Origin of the sequence: Leptospira fletcheri (genome assembly GCF_004769195.1) — a bacterium.
GTDB lineage: Bacteria > Spirochaetota > Leptospiria > Leptospirales > Leptospiraceae > Leptospira_B > Leptospira_B fletcheri.
In genome coordinates, this window is the sequence record NZ_RQET01000010.1 from 25268 (window position 1) to 43945 (window position 18678).

Genomic DNA, 18678 nt, shown 5'->3' on the forward strand with positions numbered 1-18678 from the left:
CGTAAATCGTTTTTCCTCCGGAGAAGATTCCGTTCCTCCCGGAGATATAGTTTATTTATCGGAGGCTTTTTGAAAAAGGACTTCTCTTTCCCGAACCCAGTTCGCGATTTTTTCCTTGGAGTCTGAAAACAGGCCCGGAAGTCTCTCCCACTCTTCTTTCGTGAAATTCGACAAAACGTGATCCGCAGTCAGGGAACTTTCTCCCGGCTTTCCTACCCCGAATCTCAACCGGAAAAAGTTCGAGGATCCGAGTTTTTCGATGATATCACGGAGGCCGTTGTGTCCCCCGTGACCGCCGCCTTGTTTGAACTTCAGTTTGGAAAACGGAAAATCGACCTCATCATGCAATACTAGGATATTATCCGGCGGAATTCCGTTTTTTCTCGCTGTCTCGGCGATGGCTCTTCCGGAAAGATTCATGTATTCCAGAGGTTTCAGCAGATAAAAGAAAATCCCGTTTTTATCGATTTTGGTTTTTTCTTCCTTACTGGAAGTTTGGAGCGCTGCCCCCCATTCTTTGGCTAGATCATCGAGCAGTAAAAAACCTACGTTGTGCCGGTTCCGCTCATACTTAGCTCCCGGGTTTCCCAGGCCGACGATCAGAAGTTTTAACTGTGCCATGCTTGCAGAATGATATTGAGCATTTTCTCCGTAGCAAAGACCGCAGCGATGGTCTGATCGCAATGCACGCCTATGGTTTTAAAATTTTCCTCTTCGTGATTTTCCGGAGCCCGGTTCCATGTGATCATGGTTTCCACCAAGGCATCCGTTTTTCCTCCGGGAGGAATTCTCACTTCGTAGTCTACGAGTCGCGGCATATTGACTCCGGCTTGGTTTAGGATTCCGGACAGAGCGGTCATGAATGCGTCGTATCCTCCGTCTCCTTCTCCCGATCCGGAGAATTTTTTCCCGTTCAATTCCAATTCCACTTGGGCCCTAGGCTTGGTTCCTAATCCGGAATTCAATCTACAACCGGTGATTTTCAGCGCTTGCACTCCGCTGCTTCCGGAAACATCCGCGATCAAGAACGGAAGATCTTCCGGAGTTACCGTCTTGTTTTGGTCCCCCAGCTCGATCACTTTTTCTAAAACTTTCCGTTCTATTTCGGGAGAAAGTACTAGTCCGAGCTGTTTCAGGTTTTCCGAAATGCTCGCTTTTCCGGCGAGTTTTCCTAAAGCATAACTTCTCTTCCGGCCGAAACGTTCCGGAAGGATCGGATTCGCGTATAGATTTCCTTTTTTGTCACCGTCAGCGTGCACTCCCGCGGTTTGGGTAAAAACGTCTTCTCCCACAACCGGACGATTGGAGGAAATTCTTTTTCCGCTGAATGTCTCCACGAGTCGACTCGCTTCGGTGATGTACCTTTCCTCCACTCCCGTGAGTACCTTTCCTTTGTCGTGTAGCGCGGTGATCACGGCTTCCAGAGGGGAATTCCCGGCCCTTTCCCCCAACCCGTTCACGCTGACATGAACTCCTTTTGCGCCCGCCTTCACCGCGAACAGACAGTTTGCCACGGAAAGATCGTAGTCATTATGACCGTGAAATTCGAAATGTAGATTCGGATGACGTTTTACCAGAGATTCCACACCGGAGAAAGTCTCCTCGGGAGAAAGAACGCCCAGAGTATCCGGTAAAAAGATTTTCCCCACGGGTTCTTTGGAAAGATGTGCAACGAAATCGTAGACGTACTCGGGACTATTCAGATATCCGTTGGACCAGTCTTCCAGGTAAATATTCACGCTCAATCCGCTATGGACCGCGTATCGGATCGTCTCCGAAACGTCCGAAAAGTGTTCCTGAGGACTCTTCATCAATTGTCCTTTCAGATGTTTCAGGGAACCTTTCGTGAGAAGGTTCAAAGTCTTTGCACCTGAGGCGAGAATCCAATCTACGCTGCGTCGGGAATCCACGAATCCGAGGATTTCGATTCGATCTCCCAGAGATTCGGACTTGGCCCATTCCATGATTCCTCGGACGCTTTCGAATTCTCCCTGGGATACCCTTGCGGACGCGATTTCCACCCTATCAACCTTCAGGTTTTGCAGTAGAAATTTTGCAATATTCAATTTTTCTGATGCGGAAAAACTGACTCCTCGCGTCTGTTCCCCGTCTCTCAAGGTCACGTCGAGGATTTGGATGTTAGGTCGAAAATCGGTCATTTTAAATATTTCTTTAGGTCTTGCGCGGACGGACCCATGATCTCTATCAAGGTGGAGCCAGGATTGCCGATAGAAAGTCCGCCGTCCTCCAAGACTTTCAGGAAATCGTGACTCTGGATATAATCTTCGGTCATCCTTTTTAAGATTCCCTCTCCGATTCCGTGCACCACTTCCACAAGCGTTTCTCCTTTTAGAAACGCTTCCTGAATACCCGAGTCTAGAACCCGATAGGCTTCTTCGAACCGAAGTTTACGTACATAGATCACCTTCGGTCCTTTTGGCTTGCCGCCTTTCGGATAATTCCCCTTTGGCATTCTGGGACCATCCTAGCAGTCGGAACCGGGGCGAAAAGAAAGAAATTGGATTTTCTGCTTTCCCTTTAGGGACCCCGTGATAGAGTTTCCTTTCTCAAAAATGGAACAAAGGGATCCGGAAAACGTGACAGACGAAACGGAACGTAAACTTCTCCGCTACACGGATAAAAGAAGGGCCGCGATTTGCGGAGGGACTCTCGGAAGGGAAAACCGTTATTACATACGCGGCCAAGTTTTGGATCTCAGCATCACGGAGGAAATGAAGGATTCCTCCCGTTGGAATCTTTTGACCGGTTTGTTTGAAGGTCAGGAAAAGGAGATCACGCCGTTTTTGGATTATGGGCTGGAATCCGTAAGAAAACCGATCCTTTTGGCCGAAATCGTGGATGAAACCGGAAAAATCGTCCACCGATCTCCGGAAATCCGAGGGGACGAAAGCGGCTTCTTTTTTCACGAGTTTACCTTTCCCCTCAAGCCCGGGAACTATATGTTCCACATTCATTTCCTAAAACCGGATTCCTACAGACAATTCGGAAAGGATTTGGCGTACCTAAATGCACCTGGAAAGCACGAGCTCGTTTCCCAGAGCCTGATCGGAATGGGAGCTTTGCGTATCCTGCCTGAGGATTATTCCGGACTCGTAACCACTTCGGATATAGACCAAACCTATCTGGCGACGGATATCCATTCCAATAAGGGAAAGATTTCCACCCTATTCGAAACTCCGGAGCAGAAACTACCTCTGCCAGGGATGCCCGCTTTTTTTCGGGAATTGAGAGAAAATACGAATGGGACCCCTCTCTGTTTTATTTCCGCCAGTCCTCATTTTTTTCGGAGGACCCTTTTGCAGACGTTCCGAGCCCAGGAAATCAGAACGGAGTCCCTTCATTTGAAGTATTTGGAAGGTACTTTAAAAGGAATGGTGGATAAATTTTGGGATAGCCTCTCCCACCCCGCCCGTTTTTTGACCGATGGGATTTGGGGAGCCTTGGAAAGAGTTCGCAAATTCGCCGGTTCTTCTTTCCAGAGCCTCTTCGACCAACTCGCGTACAAACTCACGATTTTACTCCGAGATAGAATTTATCTGCCTACCCAAGCCAAGGAAATTCTTCTCGGTGACAATACGGAAAGCGACTACCTGATTTTCACCCTGTACCAATTGATTCTCACGGGCGCCATGGAAGGAAAGGAATTGGAGGATTATCTGTACCGTCTGAATTTTTTGGGAAGGGACGCGATCACTCGAGACAATGCCAAGCTCATCCGGGAATTGGCGGAGGAAAATCGGAGCATCCACGGAAATTTGAATCCTGTGGAAATCGTGCTGGTCAACAAGACCGAAATGGGGCCGTCCACCGAAGAGATGCGGTGGAACGTACAGAGCGCTCTTCCGTCCGGAATCGATCCTTGGAAAATGCCCGGAATCAAGCCTTACGTCGCGACGGACGGAGCGTTGGGATTTTCATTGCTCTTGGTTCATTATGGAATTCTAGATCTTTCCTCCGTATTGAAGATCGCGGGGGAAATGGCGGGAGAATGGTTCGAAGGAAAGGTCATAGACCCGGACAACCTGATGGAAATGGCGCGCAAAATAGAGGTGCCCAAGGAGGTATCGGAACTGCATTCCGATTTTCTAATTACTCTGGATCGTGCTTTGAACCAATGACTTTGGAGCTCTTCGATTTCCTTCCGTACTTCAGATACAAAAACCCCAAGAGAGCGACGATGAACAATCCTGTGATGATCTGGTTGTAGACGGCAAGGAATTCCAACACCAGTTCCCAATGCTTTCCGAGATAAAAGCCTGCTCCGATCAGGATCCCACACCAAACGGAAACACCGAATGCAAAACAACCGAAGAAAAGCAGAGGATTCATTTCCACGATTCCTGCTATGATCGAAACGAAAAAGCGGATTCCCGCGGAGAAACGCGAAAAGATCACGACCACGACGCTATTCCTGGAAAACCAGGCCAAGGTTTTTTGTATGGCTTCCTCGTCGTACAAATCCGCCTTAAAGGGAAACGTTTTGTGTTTCAGCCAGTTTAAAAGACGGTGGCCGAAGGAATACATGATCCAGGCGCCCGCTAGATTTCCGACGAGTGTGCTCGTGGTCAATGCCCAAAATCCGATCGAACCTTTCGCTAGGAGAAAACCTCCGAAAGCGTTGACCGTGTCTCCCGGCCAAGGCGGAAATATGTTTTCGGTCAGATTGGAAAACGCGAAGAAGAACCAGACTAAAATCGAGGGAAGACTCGCGACCCAGTCCAGGAGTTGTTGGAGGCTAGATTCGAATCCTACCATTTGGGCTTAAGAAAAAGATTGTCAAAGAGGGAGCGTTTGGTTCAACTAAAATTCGTGCGTCTTCTTCATTTCCTTTGCAACGGAATCTTTTTCTGCTTTTTGCTTTTCGGTGCCCTTGTCCCCGTTCTTGCGGAGCAGGAGACCGTACCTTCTCTTTTCGACCAGGATCCTCCGACTCGGAAACTTCCCAAGGAAAAGGCCCGGATTTTCAGACACAATCGTTTAACGTACCAGGAAAGTCCTTACAAAGCGCCCGCCTCGATTCCGTCCGATTTCGTCCCGAAGGATTCCAAGATTTTGTATTCTACGGAGTTAAGATCGGAGCGTATTTTCGAAACCAGAGAATCGGCGGTGGTGTTGAATCATTCCCTCTCTAAGCCTCGCATGGAAATCTATTACGAAACCGTTTTCGGCTTTTTGAATTTCAAAGTGCTCCAAAACCAGAAATCTCCCGAAAAAAGTCTGTATTTAGTGGAAGGAATGAATCGGAAGACCGTAGCTATTTCCATCTCTCCCGACGGGTCTGGCTCCACGGTCAAACTTTTCTATCGCAAATCCGGAGGTTTTTGATGGCATTCAGGACGGGAGCCGACGATCCGAATAGAACAGCATTCAATATCCTATTAGGGGTATTGTTTATCGGTGCGGGAACGCTTTTGTTTGTCGTTCTCCGTCCTTATTTTTATTCATCCTTAGTCGCACTGATTTTATACCTGGCTACGAGAAAGCAATACAAACAGTTGCGTAAATTGGTGGGACTGAAGTTGGATTTTTTGGCCCCCTGGATCATGATCGGATTCGTATGCATGATCGTCCTTTTGCCCTCCTATTTCGTGATCCGCACTCTGATCGACGAGTCCTTGTCCATATTATTCAAGATCCGGATTTCCCTTTCGGAGGATAAGATCATCGAGACCTTGATGAGCTTGAATATGCTCACGGATCTGATTACGGACAATCCTTTCTTTTGGGTGAAATTGTCGGAGATTTACGGCGACTTTGCAAGGAGTTATATAGACATACTGAACTTGGACAGTCTCTACGCCGTATTGAGCAACGCTTCCTCTTTGATTCTCGGCTCCATCGATCTTCCTGCAGGGATCATCATGAATTTGTTTTTTTCCCTCCTTCTGCTTTTCTTTCTGTACCAGGACGGAAGGAAGGTGGAGAGATTCATCCTGGAAAATCTTCCTTTTTCCCGCGAATTGGAAGAACAGGTAGGAAGAAAGATCGCCTCCGCGGTCCAGACGGTGTTTCGCGGAAATTTGATCGTCTCTATTATGCAGGGAGCGGCGATATACGTTCTCCTTGTGTTTGCCAGGATCTCGAATCCTTTTCTTTATGCTAGCTTAGCTGCCTTTTTTTCCATCATCCCTGTGATCGGCACTTCCGTGGTCTGGCTGCCGATCGGATTGTATATTATGTTTATTGAAAATAATATCTGGGGAGCCGGCCTTTTTATGGCGGCGGGTCTTACGTTCTATCTCGCTTTAGAAAATGTCGTAAAACCCAAAATGCTGGATAAAAAGCTGCGCATCCACCCATTACTCATTTTTCTTTCCTTGATCGGGGGAATACAGCAATTCGGAATTATGGGGCTGGTATTAGGTCCCGTAGCTGTGACCTTGATCGTAATCCTCTGGGATTTCTGGAAACTCTACCGAAAAGATTTTTTCGCCCGATGAGGATCGGATAAACGAATTTTCGTGGAAGATTCAAAACCTCTTTCCGTTTCGGAAGTCAATTCCATAGTCAAGCAGCTCCTGACAGGCCCGGATCTGCTGCGGAACGTTTGGGTCCAGGGGGAAATCTCCAATCTTTCCAGATCCCACCAAGGACATATCTATTTCAATCTAAAGGATCCCAAATCCCTTTTGGCCTGCACTTTCTTTTCTTATAGCAACGGAAGATACAAAGGGCGCTCCCTGGAAAACGGGATGGAGGTCCGGGCGTACGGAAGCATCTCCGTCTACGAACCCCGCGGACAATACAATTTGAACGTGTCCAGAGTGGAGGAAGTCGGACAAGGGGATCTCCTCGTAAAGATAGAGGAGCTGAAGCGAAAACTTGCTTCGCGAGGAGTCTTTGATCCGGAGAAAAAAAGGGAGCTCCCCGCCTTCCCCTGGACGATCGGAGTAGCTACCTCTCCTACGGGAGCCGCTATCGAGGACATCATTCGGATCGCCAAACAGCGGTTTCCTAAAATCAATATTCTGATTTCCCCCTGTCTGGTGCAAGGTGACGGAGCTCCCGAGTCGATTGTCGGTGCGATTCGGGAATTGAACGATCCGGCTTGGGCGGTGGACGTGATCATCGCGGGAAGAGGCGGTGGAAGCTTCGAGGACTTGATTGCTTTTAACGACGAAAGGGTCGTTCTCGCTTTTTCTGAATCTCGAATTCCGATCATTTCCGCGGTCGGACACCAGATCGATTCCGTACTTTCCGACTTGGCTGCCGACGCCTTCGCTCCGACTCCGACCGCGGCCGCCGAGATTGCGGTTCCGGAAATGGAAGTCGTCGAATCGGAGCTTTCCGAATTCGGAAGCCGCTTGGAATCCGCGCTTAAAAACCAGGTGCGAAACCTAAATGAAAGACTCCGAATTTTGACGAACAAAATGGTGTTTACCGATCCGAAATCTATGTTGAACGATCGGATTCTCCGTTTGGACGAGACCGGCTCTCGGATACAGCTTTTAGGACGGAATTTTCTGATGCAAGCCAGGGCAAAACTTCTGCCCTTATCCACAGGACTTCCACTGACCTTTCGGGCGTTGTTGGAAAGAAAAAGAAAGCAATTCGAATTGCTGGCCGGAAAGGTCGAGGGACTTTCTCCCTTGGGGACTCTAAACAGAGGATATGCCGTTTTACGTACCCGTGAGAAACAAGTCGTAACTTCTCCTGCGGAAGTGAAAATGGATGAGGAACTGGAAGTGATCCTTTCCGGAGGAAGGCTCCGAGTCGTAAATCGAGGTGAATTGAATGGCAAAGAAAATTGATATTAGTTTCGAACAGGCTTTATCCGAATTGGAACAAATCGCGGAGAAACTGGAAAGAGGCCAATTGACTCTGGAAGAGTCGATCAAAGCGTATGAGCGCGGGATGGAATTGAGAGGACTTTGCCAAGGGATCTTGGCCGAAGCGGAAGGCAAAATCGAATACCTGTCTAAAAACGCTTCCGGAGAGTCGCAAAAGAAAACGGCCCTTCCTAAAAGCGAATCTTCCGGCAGGGCTGTTTCTCCTCCCCCGGCCGAAGAAGAAGAGCTTTTCTAAATAGTTGTAGCCGCGAGAAATACAAGCATCCGATTCATGCGATTTCCATATGAAATTTAGTCATTTTTTTGTTGATTTATTTTTTAAAAGTGATTTCCTTCCGAAATTCTTTGATTTTGGGAGAGAAAACCTATGGAAGGAAATTCCGGAGTAGGAATTGTCGGGATTCTAGTCTATGCAGTGATCATCATCGCGTTTTTGGCAGCGAACTGGGTGATCTTTCAAAAAGCAGGCAAACCGGGCTGGGCAGCGATCGTTCCGATCTACAACCTAGTGGTTTTGCTGGAAATCGTGGGTAAACCGGTATGGTGGATCGTATTATTTCTGATTCCTTGCGTTAACTTGGTCGTATTGATCTTAGTAGCGATCGAGTTGGCCAAAGCGTTCGGAAAATCCGCAGGATTTGCCGTTTTATTCTTCATACTCGGAATCGGTTATTTCATCCTCGCCTTCTCCGATGCAAAATACCAGGGTCCTGCAAAAGCTGCCTGATTCTTCGGTTGTTTCGAAAAGCCCTCCGATCTTTTCGGTCGGCTTTTCGAAGATTTTCGACCGAATTCAGGCATTTCCGAATCTATCGTTCTCGGTCGGCGTCTTTGCTGCCGTCTTGGTTTCTCGTGTTTTGAGCTTGGATACGGAATCCGAGCATTGGTTTACCCTTTGCTGGTGGAAACAATGGTTCGGAACGGATTGCCCCGGATGCGGTATGGGCAGAGCGATCGTATGCTTTTTCAGGGGAGAATTCGCAAGATCTCTGGAATACCATCCGATGGGAGTTCCCACCGGAATCGGATTCTGCCTCTTGTTCTTCGCCTATACCAGAGTGGATTCCGAGCGATGGAAGACTTTTCTGAACGGGAGAATATTCACCGTTTGTATGTTCCTATACGGTTTTTGCATGTTCGCGAGTTTTCTGTACAGGAAATTCTGAGCCCCTCATTGAACGGTTAAAGTAAACCCTCCTCCCGTAGAAACGGGAACTACCACGCATCGAATGGCGAGATTTGCCGTAGATACCCCCGAAATCGAATCGTTTCCTACGTTCTCGCTCCTATATTCCACCTGACTAAAATCGGAAGGGGTCATGCTATAACCGGAGGCTCCGATCCAAAGATCCGCTTCCCCCGAGCTGACAGAAACCGTAAAGGTTTCGGTCGCCGTATTGTCTCCGGTAAATTTGTAAAAATAATACGTGTAATTTTGACTCGTAATCGTAACGGAACTTCCTCTCACGATATTGGGTACGGAAGAATCCGCACATCCGCCTGTGGGATTGGGAGTAAAGCTGGCGCCGTATGCGGAGTACAGCAAAGCGGCTGCCGAATCATTTTCCGTCGTGGAGCTGCTTTTGTTATGGCAAGTCGCTAAGAAAGCCGGGAGAAGAAAGAGTAGGATCGGAAAGGTCTGAAATTGCACTGGGTCTCTCAAAAAAATCGAAACAATAATAGTTGGATCCTCTTCTGGTAAGTTCGGCTCCCTAAAAAGAGCTTCCGATCGCAAAAACTTTCTTTTTTAGCAAATTCTTAAGAAAAAAAGGGCCTTCTCCATTTTGAGGGAAGAATCAGAAAAAGGAGCAAAAGACTAAACAAACGACGGCGGTTTCTCGTCTAAAGGAATACATTGTTGGTAGGAGAAAATCGGGATTTCGATCAAACGGAAGGAAAAAACGGGATGGCTCCCCCTGCTGGGCTCGAACCAGCGACCCAATGATTAACAGTCATTTGCTCTACCGACTGAGCTAAAGGGGAGTTTCCTCGGTACGAGGCCCATTTTTTCGAATTGGGGTAGGTTGGCAATGAAAATTCTTTGAGACATAGGCGTTTTTCCTTTCTTTCTTCCAATGAAAATTCTAGGGAATCGAGAACTGTTTGTAAAAAATGCTTTGGAAGTTTTAGAAAGCTGGAATAGCGTGACATAATCCAAAAAACGCTATAGATCCGATCGGAGTTTCATATGAGGAGCATGCTATGAAGCTAAATAGACATTTCACTAAGCCGTCAGAAGGCTTTTCCACAAAATTGAACTGGGCCAAACGGAATTCCAGGATTTCTAATCCGGACGGTTCCGTAGTTTTCGAAGCAAAAGACATTCTCGTACCCGAGCAATGGTCCCAGGTAGCGGTGGATATCTTAGCTCAGAAATATTTCCGAAGAAAAGGAGTCCCGAAATACCTCAAAAAAGTGGAGGAAAAAGGAATTCCGAGCTGGCTCCAGCGCTCCGAACCGGACCTAGAAAAGTTAGAATCCTTAAAACAGGAAGATCGTTTCGGGGGAGAAACCTCTGCTCTCCAAGTATTCCACAGATTGGCCGGTTGCTGGACCTATTGGGGATACAAATACGGATATTTCAGCGATGAAGAAAGCGCCAAGGTGTTCTTTGATGAAGTTGTTTACATGCTCGCTTCACAAATGGCGGCACCCAATTCTCCCCAATGGTTCAATACGGGACTTCACTGGGCGTACGGAATCGACGGCAAATCCCAAGGACATTTTTATGTGGATCCGAGGACGGGAAAACTCGTAAAATCGACTTCCGCGTACGAACACCCCCAACCGCATGCTTGCTTTATCCAAAGCGTGGATGACGATCTCGTAAACGAGGGCGGAATCATGGACCTTTGGGTGAGAGAAGCGCGCCTCTTTAAATACGGATCCGGAACCGGGACGAATTTTTCCAACCTTCGGGCAGAAAACGAATCGCTCTCCGGAGGAGGAAAAAGTTCCGGGCTCATGAGCTTCTTGAAGATCGGAGACAGAGCCGCCGGAGCGATCAAATCGGGAGGAACGACTCGCCGTGCCGCTAAAATGGTCTGCCTAGATGTGGATCATCCGGACATCGACCGTTTTGTGGACTGGAAGGTGGAAGAAGAGAAGAAAGTCGCTTCTCTCGTTACCGGATCGATTTTGAATAACCGCCACCTGAATTCTATCATAAAAGCGTGTTACGAAATGGAAGGTTCGGATCGTTTCGAACCGAAAAAGAACCCTGCCTTAAAAAAGGCGGTCGTGGAAGCGAAGAAGGTTCTGATTCCGGACAATTATATCAAGAGAGTGATCGACCTCGCTAGACAGGGCTATAAAGAAATTCTTTTCGAAGAACTGACTACCGACTGGCAATCCGAGGCGTACAATACCGTTTCCGGTCAGAATAGCAATAACTCGGTGCGTTTGCCGAACGAATTTATGACTGCGGTGGAACAGGACCAACCCTGGCACCTATACAATAGGACGGAAAAGGAAAAAGCTCTGAAAGAAAAGAGAGCTCCGAAGCCGGCAAAAACGATCCGAGCTCGGGAACTTTGGGACAGGATTTCCTATGCTGCTTGGTCCTCTGCGGATCCGGGAACCCAGTACCATACTACGATTAACGAATGGCATACCTGTCCGGAAGATGGAGATATCCACGCATCCAATCCTTGTTCGGAATACATGTTCCTGGACAACACCGCTTGCAACCTGGCTTCCGCCAACCTACAGAAATTCATCGATCCGGAAACTCTCGTATTCGATGTCCAAGGATTCCGTTACCTATGCGAACTTTGGACGATGATCCTCGAAATCTCCGTAACAATGGCGCAATTCCCTTCCAGAGAAATCGCGGAACTTTCCTATAAATTCCGTACTCTAGGTTTGGGGTATGCGAATTTGGGCTCTGCTCTCATGATCCTCGGAATTCCTTACGATTCCAAAGAGGCAATGGCGATTACAGGAGCGATCACTGCGATTATGCATATGACCGCCTACTCTATTTCTGCGGAAATCGCCAAGGAACTCGGCCCCTTTCCCGGATATGAAAAAAATAAAAAGCACATGCTCCGTGTGATTCGAAATCATAAAAGAGCCGCATACAATGCTCCCTCCCAGGATTACGAAGGTCTTACGATCAAACCGGTAGGAATCGATCCGGCTTTTTGTCCTTCCTATCTGCTCAAAGCTGCACAAGAAGATTCGGACCGAGCCTTGGAACTAGGCGAAAAATTCGGGTACAGAAATGCACAGGTTACCGTGATTGCGCCCACTGGAACGATAGGCTTGGTCATGGATTGCGATACGACCGGAATCGAGCCCGATTTTGCATTGGTAAAATTCAAAAAGCTGGCAGGAGGCGGTTACTTTAAGATCATCAACCAATCCGTACCGTTGGCCTTAAGAAAATTAGGATATTCCCCGGCGGAAATCGAATCCATCATCAACTACTGTAAGGGCCATGCGACTTTGAACGGAGCCCCGGTAGTCAATACCCAAAGTCTGAAAGAGAAAGGGTTTACGAACGAGATTCTGGAAAAAGTGGAGGCTTCTCTTCCCCTCGCCTTCGATATCAATTTTGCTTTTAACAAGTTCAATTTGGGCGAGGATTTCCTGCAAAAAGGTCTGGGAGTTCCGAAAGAATCCTATGATTCTTTCGGATTCAATCTCTTGGAATACTTGGGTTTTACCAAGGACGAGATCAATCGTGCGAACGATTACGTGTGCGGAACCATGACGATCGAAAACGCACCTTACCTGAAGGAGAAGGATTATCCGGTATTCGATTGTGCGAACAAGTGCGGAAAATACGGAAAGAGATACCTTTCCTACGAGTCTCATATCCGGATTATGGCAGCGGCCCAACCGTTTATCAGCGGTGCGATCTCTAAAACGATCAACCTGCCTGAAGACGCGACCGTAGAAGACATTAAAAATGCGTATTATCTTTCCTGGAAAGCGATGGTGAAGGCGAACGCACTTTACCGTGACGGATCCAAACTTTCCCAGCCTTTGAATTCCGTTTTGGAATTACTGAACGGAATCGAATTGGAGGAACAAGAGGAGATTTCGGAAGCGGCGGTCGCGAAAGATCCTGCGGCCTTTGCGGAAAAGGTAATCTACAAGTACATTTCCCATCGTAGGAAATTGCCGAACCGACGTGCGGGTTATACCCAAAAAGCCGTGGTGGGTGGACACAAGGTCTACTTGCGGACGGGAGAATACGAGGACGGACAGATCGGGGAAATCTTTGTGGATATGCACAAGGAAGGAGCTGCATTTAGAAGTTTGATGAATGCATTCGCGATTTCCGTTTCTTTAGGATTGCAACACGGTGTTCCTTTGGAGGAATTCGTGGATGCATTCACCTTCTTCAAATTCGAACCGAACGGAATCGTCACCGGAAACAAACATATTAAAATGAGCACTTCCGTAATCGATTTCATCTTTAGAGAACTCGCGATTACGTATTTGGGCAGGTATGACCTTGGACAAGTGGCGCCGGAGGACCTCCGGGGGGACGAGATCGGATCCAGAAAATCTTCCGAGTCGATACGTCCCACTTCGACTTCTGTGGCACCGGCTTCGGGAATTTCGTCGACGGAAATCCATCGTCCGGAACCCGAAACGATTTCTTATTCCCAGATGATCAAGCCCGCATCCGGAACAGCGTTGATGGAAGAAATCAAAATGGCGAAAATCAAAGGGTATACCGGAGACTCCTGCACGGAATGCGGTTCTTTCGAGATGGTTCGTAACGGTTCCTGTCTCAAATGTATGTCCTGCGGTGCAACCACAGGCTGTTCCTGAGAGAGAACACGGCGACGACGAAGAGCAGAAAGCCCGAATAAAAAATAGGGCGCTTTGAATTTAGCGCGGCGCTAAAAAAGCCCCCTGGAAATTCTCCACGGGGGCTTTTTTATAGATGATTCCATCCAAAGGATTTTTATAGACCGGCGGCGGGCCCACCTCCAGTGTTTCCGCTCAATCCGGGGATCTTTACTTCCGGTTTTTGTAATAGACCATTGACTGGGATGCACTTGCCTCCTCCGTTCTTTTCCAGAAGTGCTAACATACCTGCCAGGTCCTCTCTTTCCAAAGCGAAATTCCGTTCCAATTCCAGGCAGACCCGAAGATTCAATTGGGAGAATCCCAAGGAATCGGAAAGACGGATATTTCCGCTGACGTCAAACCTTGCCACGGAAGTTTCTAAAACGAATTCGTCTATATCCAAATTCCCTTGGTTCAATCTAGACTTTAAGGAAAGTTTATTGATCCGGAAATTTTCGAGTTTATCCAATACCGGAAGTTCCGGCATTCCCGGTAAAAATCCCCTACTACCGGAAGGCATTTCTAGTTGGAAGGTTCCGTTTTGTCGGCTGATCGGAAGGGTTGCGGAATCGAGCTTCAGAAAGCCTTTTAAGGAATCGATCGTTCCGAGAGGATTGCCGTCATAATCGAATTTGATTCCTAGAATTTTAAATTCTCCGTTGATCTTTTTGCGAAGTAGAGAGATCAGACCGGCGCGGATTCCGGCTTCATTCGCTTTGATTCGGAAACTTGGAGCATTTATCTCCAAGGACTTGGCCGATATTTCTCCGAAAAGTACGGATACTTTCAATTCACGAAACGAGAGCGCCGAGGAGACTCCGGATCCGGAATTGATGACGGTGCGGACGATATTTTCATACGGAAAAAGTAGGAACGCGAAGATTACGAAGGAGAAAATTCCCGTCGCAGCTAATATCAGCTTTTGTTTTACGGTAAATCGTGGCTGGAGATCCTCTTCCTCTTCGGGGACTTCCTCCAGCTCCATAGTCAGAAATTCCTCTTCCTCGTTGGAAAGGGTTTCTTGGTCTTCCATGGATTTTTCCCGAGGCATTTGCAGATTACCTCGCTTTCCCGCTGTATGCGGCGATCTTCATGTTCACGTCGTAGGTATTTCGATCCTGATAAGGCTTGCTCACCTGAAAGTATTCCACTTTTGCGTTCACTCTTTTGTTTTTATCGATGTCGTACGCCACTTTCATCATGGATTCGAGAGTAACTCCCCTAAAATTCACGTCGAACACCAGGACTTGGTATTTTCCCTTATCTATATCTTTGGCGGGAATGGGCTTCATCGTGGAAATGCGATCCTTCACCCCGTGATCCAGGAATATTTTCTCCAATTTGCCAGAGAATTCGCTCGGATCCCTTTCCCCTCCTGTCGTATCCAGGGTGCTAAAATACATGTATTCTCCTATGATCTTATCCAGCTTGGCTAATTGGCCGGGTGTATCATTGACCGTTTCGGAAAGTTCCGTTCGGAGTCGGTAGACCTTCCTTCCCGCGATGAAAAAAAGTGCAAGGAGAACCATTCCTCCTGCGGCGAGAAGCAAAAGTCTTTCGCGAGGTTCCAGTTTTTCCCACATAAAAACCGTTCGACCTATCGTTCGGAATCGCCGAGTTTCGGTGCGACCTCCATCTTAATTGTAAAGCTTACTTTGTACGTTTTTAAACCCGGATTGATCCGATTGTCTTCTATCGTGATTTTCTTAAACATCTGGGAATTTTCCAAGGACCTTTGGATGACTCCGATTTCAGAATATTCGTTTACCCGCCCTTGGATGGCTATATGGCCGTTGTCGTACGTAAAACTCTGAAATTGGAACACTTGCATTCCGGGATCCGGAAATTTGGATGAGATTTCGTAAAAAACGTCCAATACACTCGGTTTGGATAGATATTTCCGATAAAGTTCCGTCCGATTTTTTGCTTCGTCCTTTAACTTTCTTGCATATTCCAAAGGGTCCGTATCCGCCGGTACAGAGGTTCCGATCGCGGACTTTACCTTTTCCGCCAAGATACGGTTCGTGGCGGCAAGTTTTCTCCGATCGGAAACGATGCCTAAAAAGAAGACTCCCAAAAATATGGCCAAAGAAATTCCAGCGAGGATCAGATGGGGTCGAAACGCGGAGAAGTCGAATAAGTTCTTATTCAACTTTTTCACATAGGGAGTCTCCAAAAAGTCGACCTTCGCTCTACGGGATAAGATCAATTGATAAGCCATGCCGAAGCAGGTCGTAAAACGATCGATATCTCCGGGAATGAAATCATACCTCCGGATTTGCAGACTTAATTTTTCTCCTAGAAATGAATCTAGATCCTTGATCTTACTTCCTTCTCCGGAGAGATAAAGTGCCTCCGGACGCTCCGTGTCCCCCACGGAAAGGAAACTTCTTCTCGCTTCCTCTGCTAACCTCTCGAAAAAATCCTGAACGATCCCGAACGCCTTTTTTAAATCCGCGATTTTGAGTTTGTATTCCTTCGCAAACAGATTCAATCCGTCTTCGGGAGGATGGAAGGGCTCGAATTGGAGACTTGTTTTTAAAGCTTCCGCTTTTTCGGGATCTATCTTAAGGCCTTTCGCGATTTCCTCTGTTAAGTTTTGTCCGCCGAACGGAAGAAACCGGGTGTGCACGATCTTTCCATCCCGAGTGATATTCAGGAGACTCGTACTGCCGCCTATATCGATTTGTGCCGCATTCGCAAAAGGAATTTCCCGACCCGAATGTTTTGCAATGATGGAACCGAGGCATACCGAGTCCACGAAGATTCCGCGAAAAACGGTGGTGGTTTCTCGAAACGGATCCGCTAAAGTATCGAATTCTCCGTGATGAGCAGTGTAAGTGATGACGTCGGATTTTTCCTGATCGATTCTCCAAATCGATCCCAATACTTCCACGGTTTCCATGGGAAAAGGAACCCTGCTTTCCACTTCGTAAGGAATTACTTCGCGGACGGCTTTTTCTGTCGTGAGGGGGATGGTGATCTCCCGGATAAATAGCTTATCCAGCGAAAGGGCTAGCACTACCGAAGTTTCCCCCGGAAAATACGTATTTAAGAATCGGAGAAGGTTGGTTTCGTATTCCCTTTCTTCCATTTTGGAAATCGGCATGGATTCGGCGCGAAGCATCGTGAGGTTCCCCATGACCCTTTGAAAAAGGGCGCCTTTGACGGAACTTGTGCCGAAATCGATGGTCAGGAATTTTTCGTAAAGGAACATCAATCTTCCCTATAGTATAGCATCATATTGTTCGTAAGATCGAAAATCCCCGTGATCCGTCGGACGGCGATTTTTCCGGATTTGGAGGACGGTTCTTCCGACTGTCTTCCTGTATCCATTGAAACTTCTCCGACCGCGGTGATCCGAAAGATCTCCCCTTTCGTTTTGATCCTTCCACCGGATACATCGGTTCCCTCCCCCGCCAATTCTTTATATAAGGTTATGCCACCTACGGAAGGAACCTGAAATTCGGGTAGATTCTCTATATCTTTCGTGTCCTTGAGATAGCCGCCCTTTTGAATCTTCAATTTGAGAATCTTCATCGCGGCCTGTCTGGTCATAAAATCGGATAGGGACATTAAAACGAAGTAAGGTGCGGCATTCAAGTTGATTCTATCGTCGTAGTTGCGTTGGTAAGGAACGAAAGCGGTGTAATTATTGGCCAAAACGAAATCCGACTCGTTCATTAGAACTTTTTCCTCTTCCGACATGAATTCCTTGGAGTATTTTTCCGCGTAATCCGCCGGTTTCTGGGAGCCGTAGACGATCTTAGGGTCGAACCCCTTTACGGAGGTGAGTTCGGACAAGGAATACAAATACCCGTTCTTGATTTTTCTGGGTGGAACCAATTTTTCATAATAAGAGGCTTCCGTATTGCCCTGGGAATCGTCGTCGATCCAATCGATCAATGGAGTCAATAATTCCCGTTTCAAACCCAAGCGTTCCAGTAAACGTTGTGCCATTTCCTGGTTCCGAAGATTGATGTCCTTAGTATCCGCGTTAAAGACGGAGTTCAAATTGATTTTTCCGTCTTCTCCCTGAAGTTTGTAGTAGATAAATCCTCCGCCGAGCGGAACGGGAGGAGGGTTCAGGCCTAAACCGGATTTGTACAATTGCTCTTCCGGAATTTTTCTGAGAGCTCCTAAACCGCCCTGGAATCCAGCCTTCGCCAAAAGCAGCGCCCTGAATCCGGACATTTCCCCCTTTGAGATTTTGTATTCACTGATGGTACGATCCGCGAAATCCAAAGTAGTGGTGATCGCTGCCATTCCGATCCCCGCTACGAGAAGGATTACGATGGCTCCTCTACGACGCGAATGGCGGAGTCCGTTCGATCTTAGATTTTTTTTATCCCTATGCAAAATCATTTGTACAGAATTCCCGGAAAGGCAAGAGTCTCGAACCTTCTCTCCTCAGAACCGATCTTCGCTACGATTTCGATCCGGATCAATCTCGGAATGTTCTTTGCCTCTCTGGAGTCCCATTCCTCTTCCCATTTAGAACCCGTCCGCGAAAATTTAAAGGAGAGGCTTTTTACTCCGCTTAAAAGTACGTACTCCTGACCTCCGGCGAAAGGATATTTGTCCACGATTTGATCCTCTCTTCGCATCAATAGATAGCCTCTTCCCTCCTCCCCTTGCTTTAAAAAGTATTCCACTTCGCGGACCTCCGGAAGAGCGGTTTCTTCCGAATTAGGATGTACTGCGGAAAAAACGATGAAATAATCGTTACTGCTTTCCTTCGGGTGCTTGGTTCCATCCTCGGATTTTCTTCCTCTCCGGCTTACGAACACTAGTCTTTTTTCGTTTTGAAAGAAGAAGGTCATGGCAAGAGTACTGCGTATGTTTTCCAGAGCGGACATTGCTTGTTGACGGTCCGCACCTTCTTCGCTGGAATTGTCACGGGAAATTCGCAATAGGGAAGTATAAGTACCGAAAATCATCACTAGCATTCCGCCTAACAGCATTGCGACGATCGAAAGCTCCAATAACGTGAATCCCGAGCGATGCCTACGCCGAAGTAGGGGAATCTTAGATCGTGGAACGCGCATTTTTCGCA

General features: G+C 47.5%; 18 protein-coding genes and 1 tRNA gene. 8 read left to right on the plus strand and 11 right to left on the minus strand.

The genetic code is table 11. From position 1 onward, the window contains the following. Positions 1 to 51: 51 nt before the first annotated feature. From pth to EHO60_RS13875, 3 genes are read right to left on the minus strand one after another with little or no spacing between them, the layout of a single operon-like run. Positions 52 to 621, minus strand: coding sequence for an aminoacyl-tRNA hydrolase (gene pth, locus EHO60_RS13865; protein ID WP_135768814.1), 570 nt, complete (start codon positions 619 to 621; stop codon positions 52 to 54). After that, entirely contained in the window at positions 609 to 2159 is a 1551-nt protein-coding gene (cimA, locus tag EHO60_RS13870; protein WP_135768815.1) for a (R)-citramalate synthase CimA, read from the minus strand. The genes pth and cimA overlap by 13 nt, the downstream gene beginning before the upstream one ends. Further along, positions 2156 to 2473 carry a Smr/MutS family protein gene (locus EHO60_RS13875; protein WP_135768816.1) on the minus strand — a complete coding sequence of 106 codons (318 nt, stop codon included), beginning with the start codon at positions 2471 to 2473 and terminating at the stop codon, positions 2156 to 2158. Before EHO60_RS13875 ends, cimA begins: the two co-directional genes overlap by 4 nt. Positions 2474 to 2597: 124 nt before the next feature. Here EHO60_RS13875 and EHO60_RS13880 point away from each other — a divergent pair, with 124 nt between their 5' ends. After that, positions 2598 to 4139 (plus strand): phosphatase domain-containing protein, encoded by a 1542-nt coding sequence (locus tag EHO60_RS13880; RefSeq protein ID WP_135768817.1) that lies wholly within the window; start codon positions 2598 to 2600, stop codon positions 4137 to 4139. Here EHO60_RS13880 and EHO60_RS13885 read toward each other — a convergent pair. Then, positions 4111 to 4776, minus strand: a complete 666-nt coding sequence (locus EHO60_RS13885) for a DedA family protein (protein ID WP_135768818.1) — start codon at positions 4774 to 4776, stop codon at positions 4111 to 4113. The two genes, EHO60_RS13880 and EHO60_RS13885, sit on opposite strands and share 29 nt — an antisense overlap. Before the next feature lie 36 nt (positions 4777 to 4812). On the opposite strand from EHO60_RS13885, the gene EHO60_RS13890 reads away from it, so the two are divergent. The 6 genes from EHO60_RS13890 (at position 4813) to EHO60_RS13915 (ending at position 8977) form a co-directional block, all read left to right on the plus strand. Further along, positions 4813 to 5346 (plus strand): hypothetical protein, encoded by a 534-nt coding sequence (locus EHO60_RS13890; RefSeq protein ID WP_246028322.1) that lies wholly within the window; start codon positions 4813 to 4815, stop codon positions 5344 to 5346. Beyond that, the gene (locus EHO60_RS13895) at positions 5346 to 6461 is read left to right on the plus strand and encodes an AI-2E family transporter (RefSeq protein ID WP_135768819.1); all 1116 of its coding nucleotides are present in this window, start codon (positions 5346 to 5348) and stop codon (positions 6459 to 6461) included. Before EHO60_RS13890 ends, EHO60_RS13895 begins: the two co-directional genes overlap by 1 nt. A 21-nt stretch (positions 6462 to 6482) precedes the next feature. Next, the gene (gene xseA / locus EHO60_RS13900) at positions 6483 to 7772 is read left to right on the plus strand and encodes an exodeoxyribonuclease VII large subunit (RefSeq protein WP_135768820.1); all 1290 of its coding nucleotides are present in this window, start codon (positions 6483 to 6485) and stop codon (positions 7770 to 7772) included. Continuing rightward, positions 7756 to 8046 carry an exodeoxyribonuclease VII small subunit gene (locus tag EHO60_RS13905; protein ID WP_135768821.1) on the plus strand — a complete coding sequence of 97 codons (291 nt, stop codon included), beginning with the start codon at positions 7756 to 7758 and terminating at the stop codon, positions 8044 to 8046. The genes xseA and EHO60_RS13905 overlap by 17 nt, the downstream gene beginning before the upstream one ends. 132 nt (positions 8047 to 8178) lie before the next feature. Continuing rightward, complete coding sequence (locus tag EHO60_RS13910) at positions 8179 to 8538, plus strand: DUF5684 domain-containing protein (RefSeq protein ID WP_135768822.1); 360 nt, start codon at positions 8179 to 8181, stop codon at positions 8536 to 8538. A gap of 115 nt (positions 8539 to 8653) precedes the next feature. Beyond that, the gene (locus EHO60_RS13915; RefSeq protein ID WP_210409374.1) at positions 8654 to 8977 is read left to right on the plus strand and encodes a DUF2752 domain-containing protein; all 324 of its coding nucleotides are present in this window, start codon (positions 8654 to 8656) and stop codon (positions 8975 to 8977) included. A 5-nt stretch (positions 8978 to 8982) separates the two neighbouring features. Here the strand turns inward: EHO60_RS13915 and EHO60_RS13920 are convergent, their stop codons facing one another. Continuing rightward, positions 8983 to 9462 (minus strand): hypothetical protein, encoded by a 480-nt coding sequence (locus EHO60_RS13920; protein ID WP_135768824.1) that lies wholly within the window; start codon positions 9460 to 9462, stop codon positions 8983 to 8985. Positions 9463 to 9718: 256 nt separating this feature from the next. Beyond that, positions 9719 to 9794: transfer RNA gene (locus EHO60_RS13925), tRNA-Asn, on the minus strand. Between the two features lie 219 nt (positions 9795 to 10013). On the opposite strand from EHO60_RS13925, the gene EHO60_RS13930 reads away from it, so the two are divergent. Further along, positions 10014 to 13601 carry a vitamin B12-dependent ribonucleotide reductase gene (locus EHO60_RS13930; RefSeq protein ID WP_135768825.1) on the plus strand — a complete coding sequence of 1196 codons (3588 nt, stop codon included), beginning with the start codon at positions 10014 to 10016 and terminating at the stop codon, positions 13599 to 13601. Between the two features lie 136 nt (positions 13602 to 13737). Here EHO60_RS13930 and gspN read toward each other — a convergent pair whose 3' ends face one another. The 5 genes from gspN to EHO60_RS13955 are packed head-to-tail and all read right to left on the minus strand — an operon-like array spanning position 13738 to position 18670. Next, complete coding sequence (gene gspN / locus EHO60_RS13935) at positions 13738 to 14655, minus strand: type II secretion system protein GspN (RefSeq protein ID WP_425460304.1); 918 nt, start codon at positions 14653 to 14655, stop codon at positions 13738 to 13740. A 25-nt stretch (positions 14656 to 14680) separates the two neighbouring features. Beyond that, positions 14681 to 15205: a hypothetical protein gene (locus EHO60_RS13940; protein ID WP_135768827.1), complete on the minus strand. Its 525-nt coding sequence runs from the start codon at positions 15203 to 15205 to the stop codon at positions 14681 to 14683. 14 nt (positions 15206 to 15219) lie between these two features. Beyond that, the gene (locus EHO60_RS13945; protein WP_135768828.1) at positions 15220 to 16839 is read right to left on the minus strand and encodes a cell division FtsA domain-containing protein; all 1620 of its coding nucleotides are present in this window, start codon (positions 16837 to 16839) and stop codon (positions 15220 to 15222) included. After that, the gene (locus EHO60_RS13950) at positions 16839 to 17987 is read right to left on the minus strand and encodes a type II secretion system minor pseudopilin (protein ID WP_135768829.1); all 1149 of its coding nucleotides are present in this window, start codon (positions 17985 to 17987) and stop codon (positions 16839 to 16841) included. The genes EHO60_RS13945 and EHO60_RS13950 overlap by 1 nt, the downstream gene beginning before the upstream one ends. Further along, positions 17984 to 18670, minus strand: a complete 687-nt coding sequence (locus EHO60_RS13955) for a type II secretion system protein GspJ (protein ID WP_167880231.1) — start codon at positions 18668 to 18670, stop codon at positions 17984 to 17986. Before EHO60_RS13955 ends, EHO60_RS13950 begins: the two co-directional genes overlap by 4 nt. Between the last annotated feature and the right edge of the window lie 8 nt (positions 18671 to 18678).

Excerpts from the sequence above, each read along its gene's own strand:
- EHO60_RS13930 (WP_135768825.1), top strand. The coding sequence starts at position 10,014 with ATGAAGCTAAATAGACATTTCACTAAGCCGTCAGAAGGCTTTTCCACA.
- pth (WP_135768814.1), bottom strand. The coding sequence starts at position 621 with ATGGCACAGTTAAAACTTCTGATCGTCGGCCTGGGAAACCCGGGAGCT.
- EHO60_RS13945 (WP_135768828.1), bottom strand. The coding sequence starts at position 16,839 with ATGTTCCTTTACGAAAAATTCCTGACCATCGATTTCGGCACAAGTTCC.
- EHO60_RS13905 (WP_135768821.1), top strand. The coding sequence starts at position 7,756 with ATGGCAAAGAAAATTGATATTAGTTTCGAACAGGCTTTATCCGAATTG.
- EHO60_RS13955 (WP_167880231.1), bottom strand. The coding sequence starts at position 18,670 with ATGCGCGTTCCACGATCTAAGATTCCCCTACTTCGGCGTAGGCATCGC.
- EHO60_RS13910 (WP_135768822.1), top strand. The coding sequence starts at position 8,179 with ATGGAAGGAAATTCCGGAGTAGGAATTGTCGGGATTCTAGTCTATGCA.
- EHO60_RS13875 (WP_135768816.1), bottom strand. The coding sequence starts at position 2,473 with ATGCCAAAGGGGAATTATCCGAAAGGCGGCAAGCCAAAAGGACCGAAG.
- gspN (WP_425460304.1), bottom strand. The coding sequence starts at position 14,655 with ATGGAAGACCAAGAAACCCTTTCCAACGAGGAAGAGGAATTTCTGACT.
- EHO60_RS13950 (WP_135768829.1), bottom strand. The coding sequence starts at position 17,987 with ATGATTTTGCATAGGGATAAAAAAAATCTAAGATCGAACGGACTCCGC.
- EHO60_RS13895 (WP_135768819.1), top strand. The coding sequence starts at position 5,346 with ATGGCATTCAGGACGGGAGCCGACGATCCGAATAGAACAGCATTCAAT.
- EHO60_RS13885 (WP_135768818.1), bottom strand. The coding sequence starts at position 4,776 with ATGGTAGGATTCGAATCTAGCCTCCAACAACTCCTGGACTGGGTCGCG.
- cimA (WP_135768815.1), bottom strand. The coding sequence starts at position 2,159 with ATGACCGATTTTCGACCTAACATCCAAATCCTCGACGTGACCTTGAGA.
- EHO60_RS13940 (WP_135768827.1), bottom strand. The coding sequence starts at position 15,205 with ATGTGGGAAAAACTGGAACCTCGCGAAAGACTTTTGCTTCTCGCCGCA.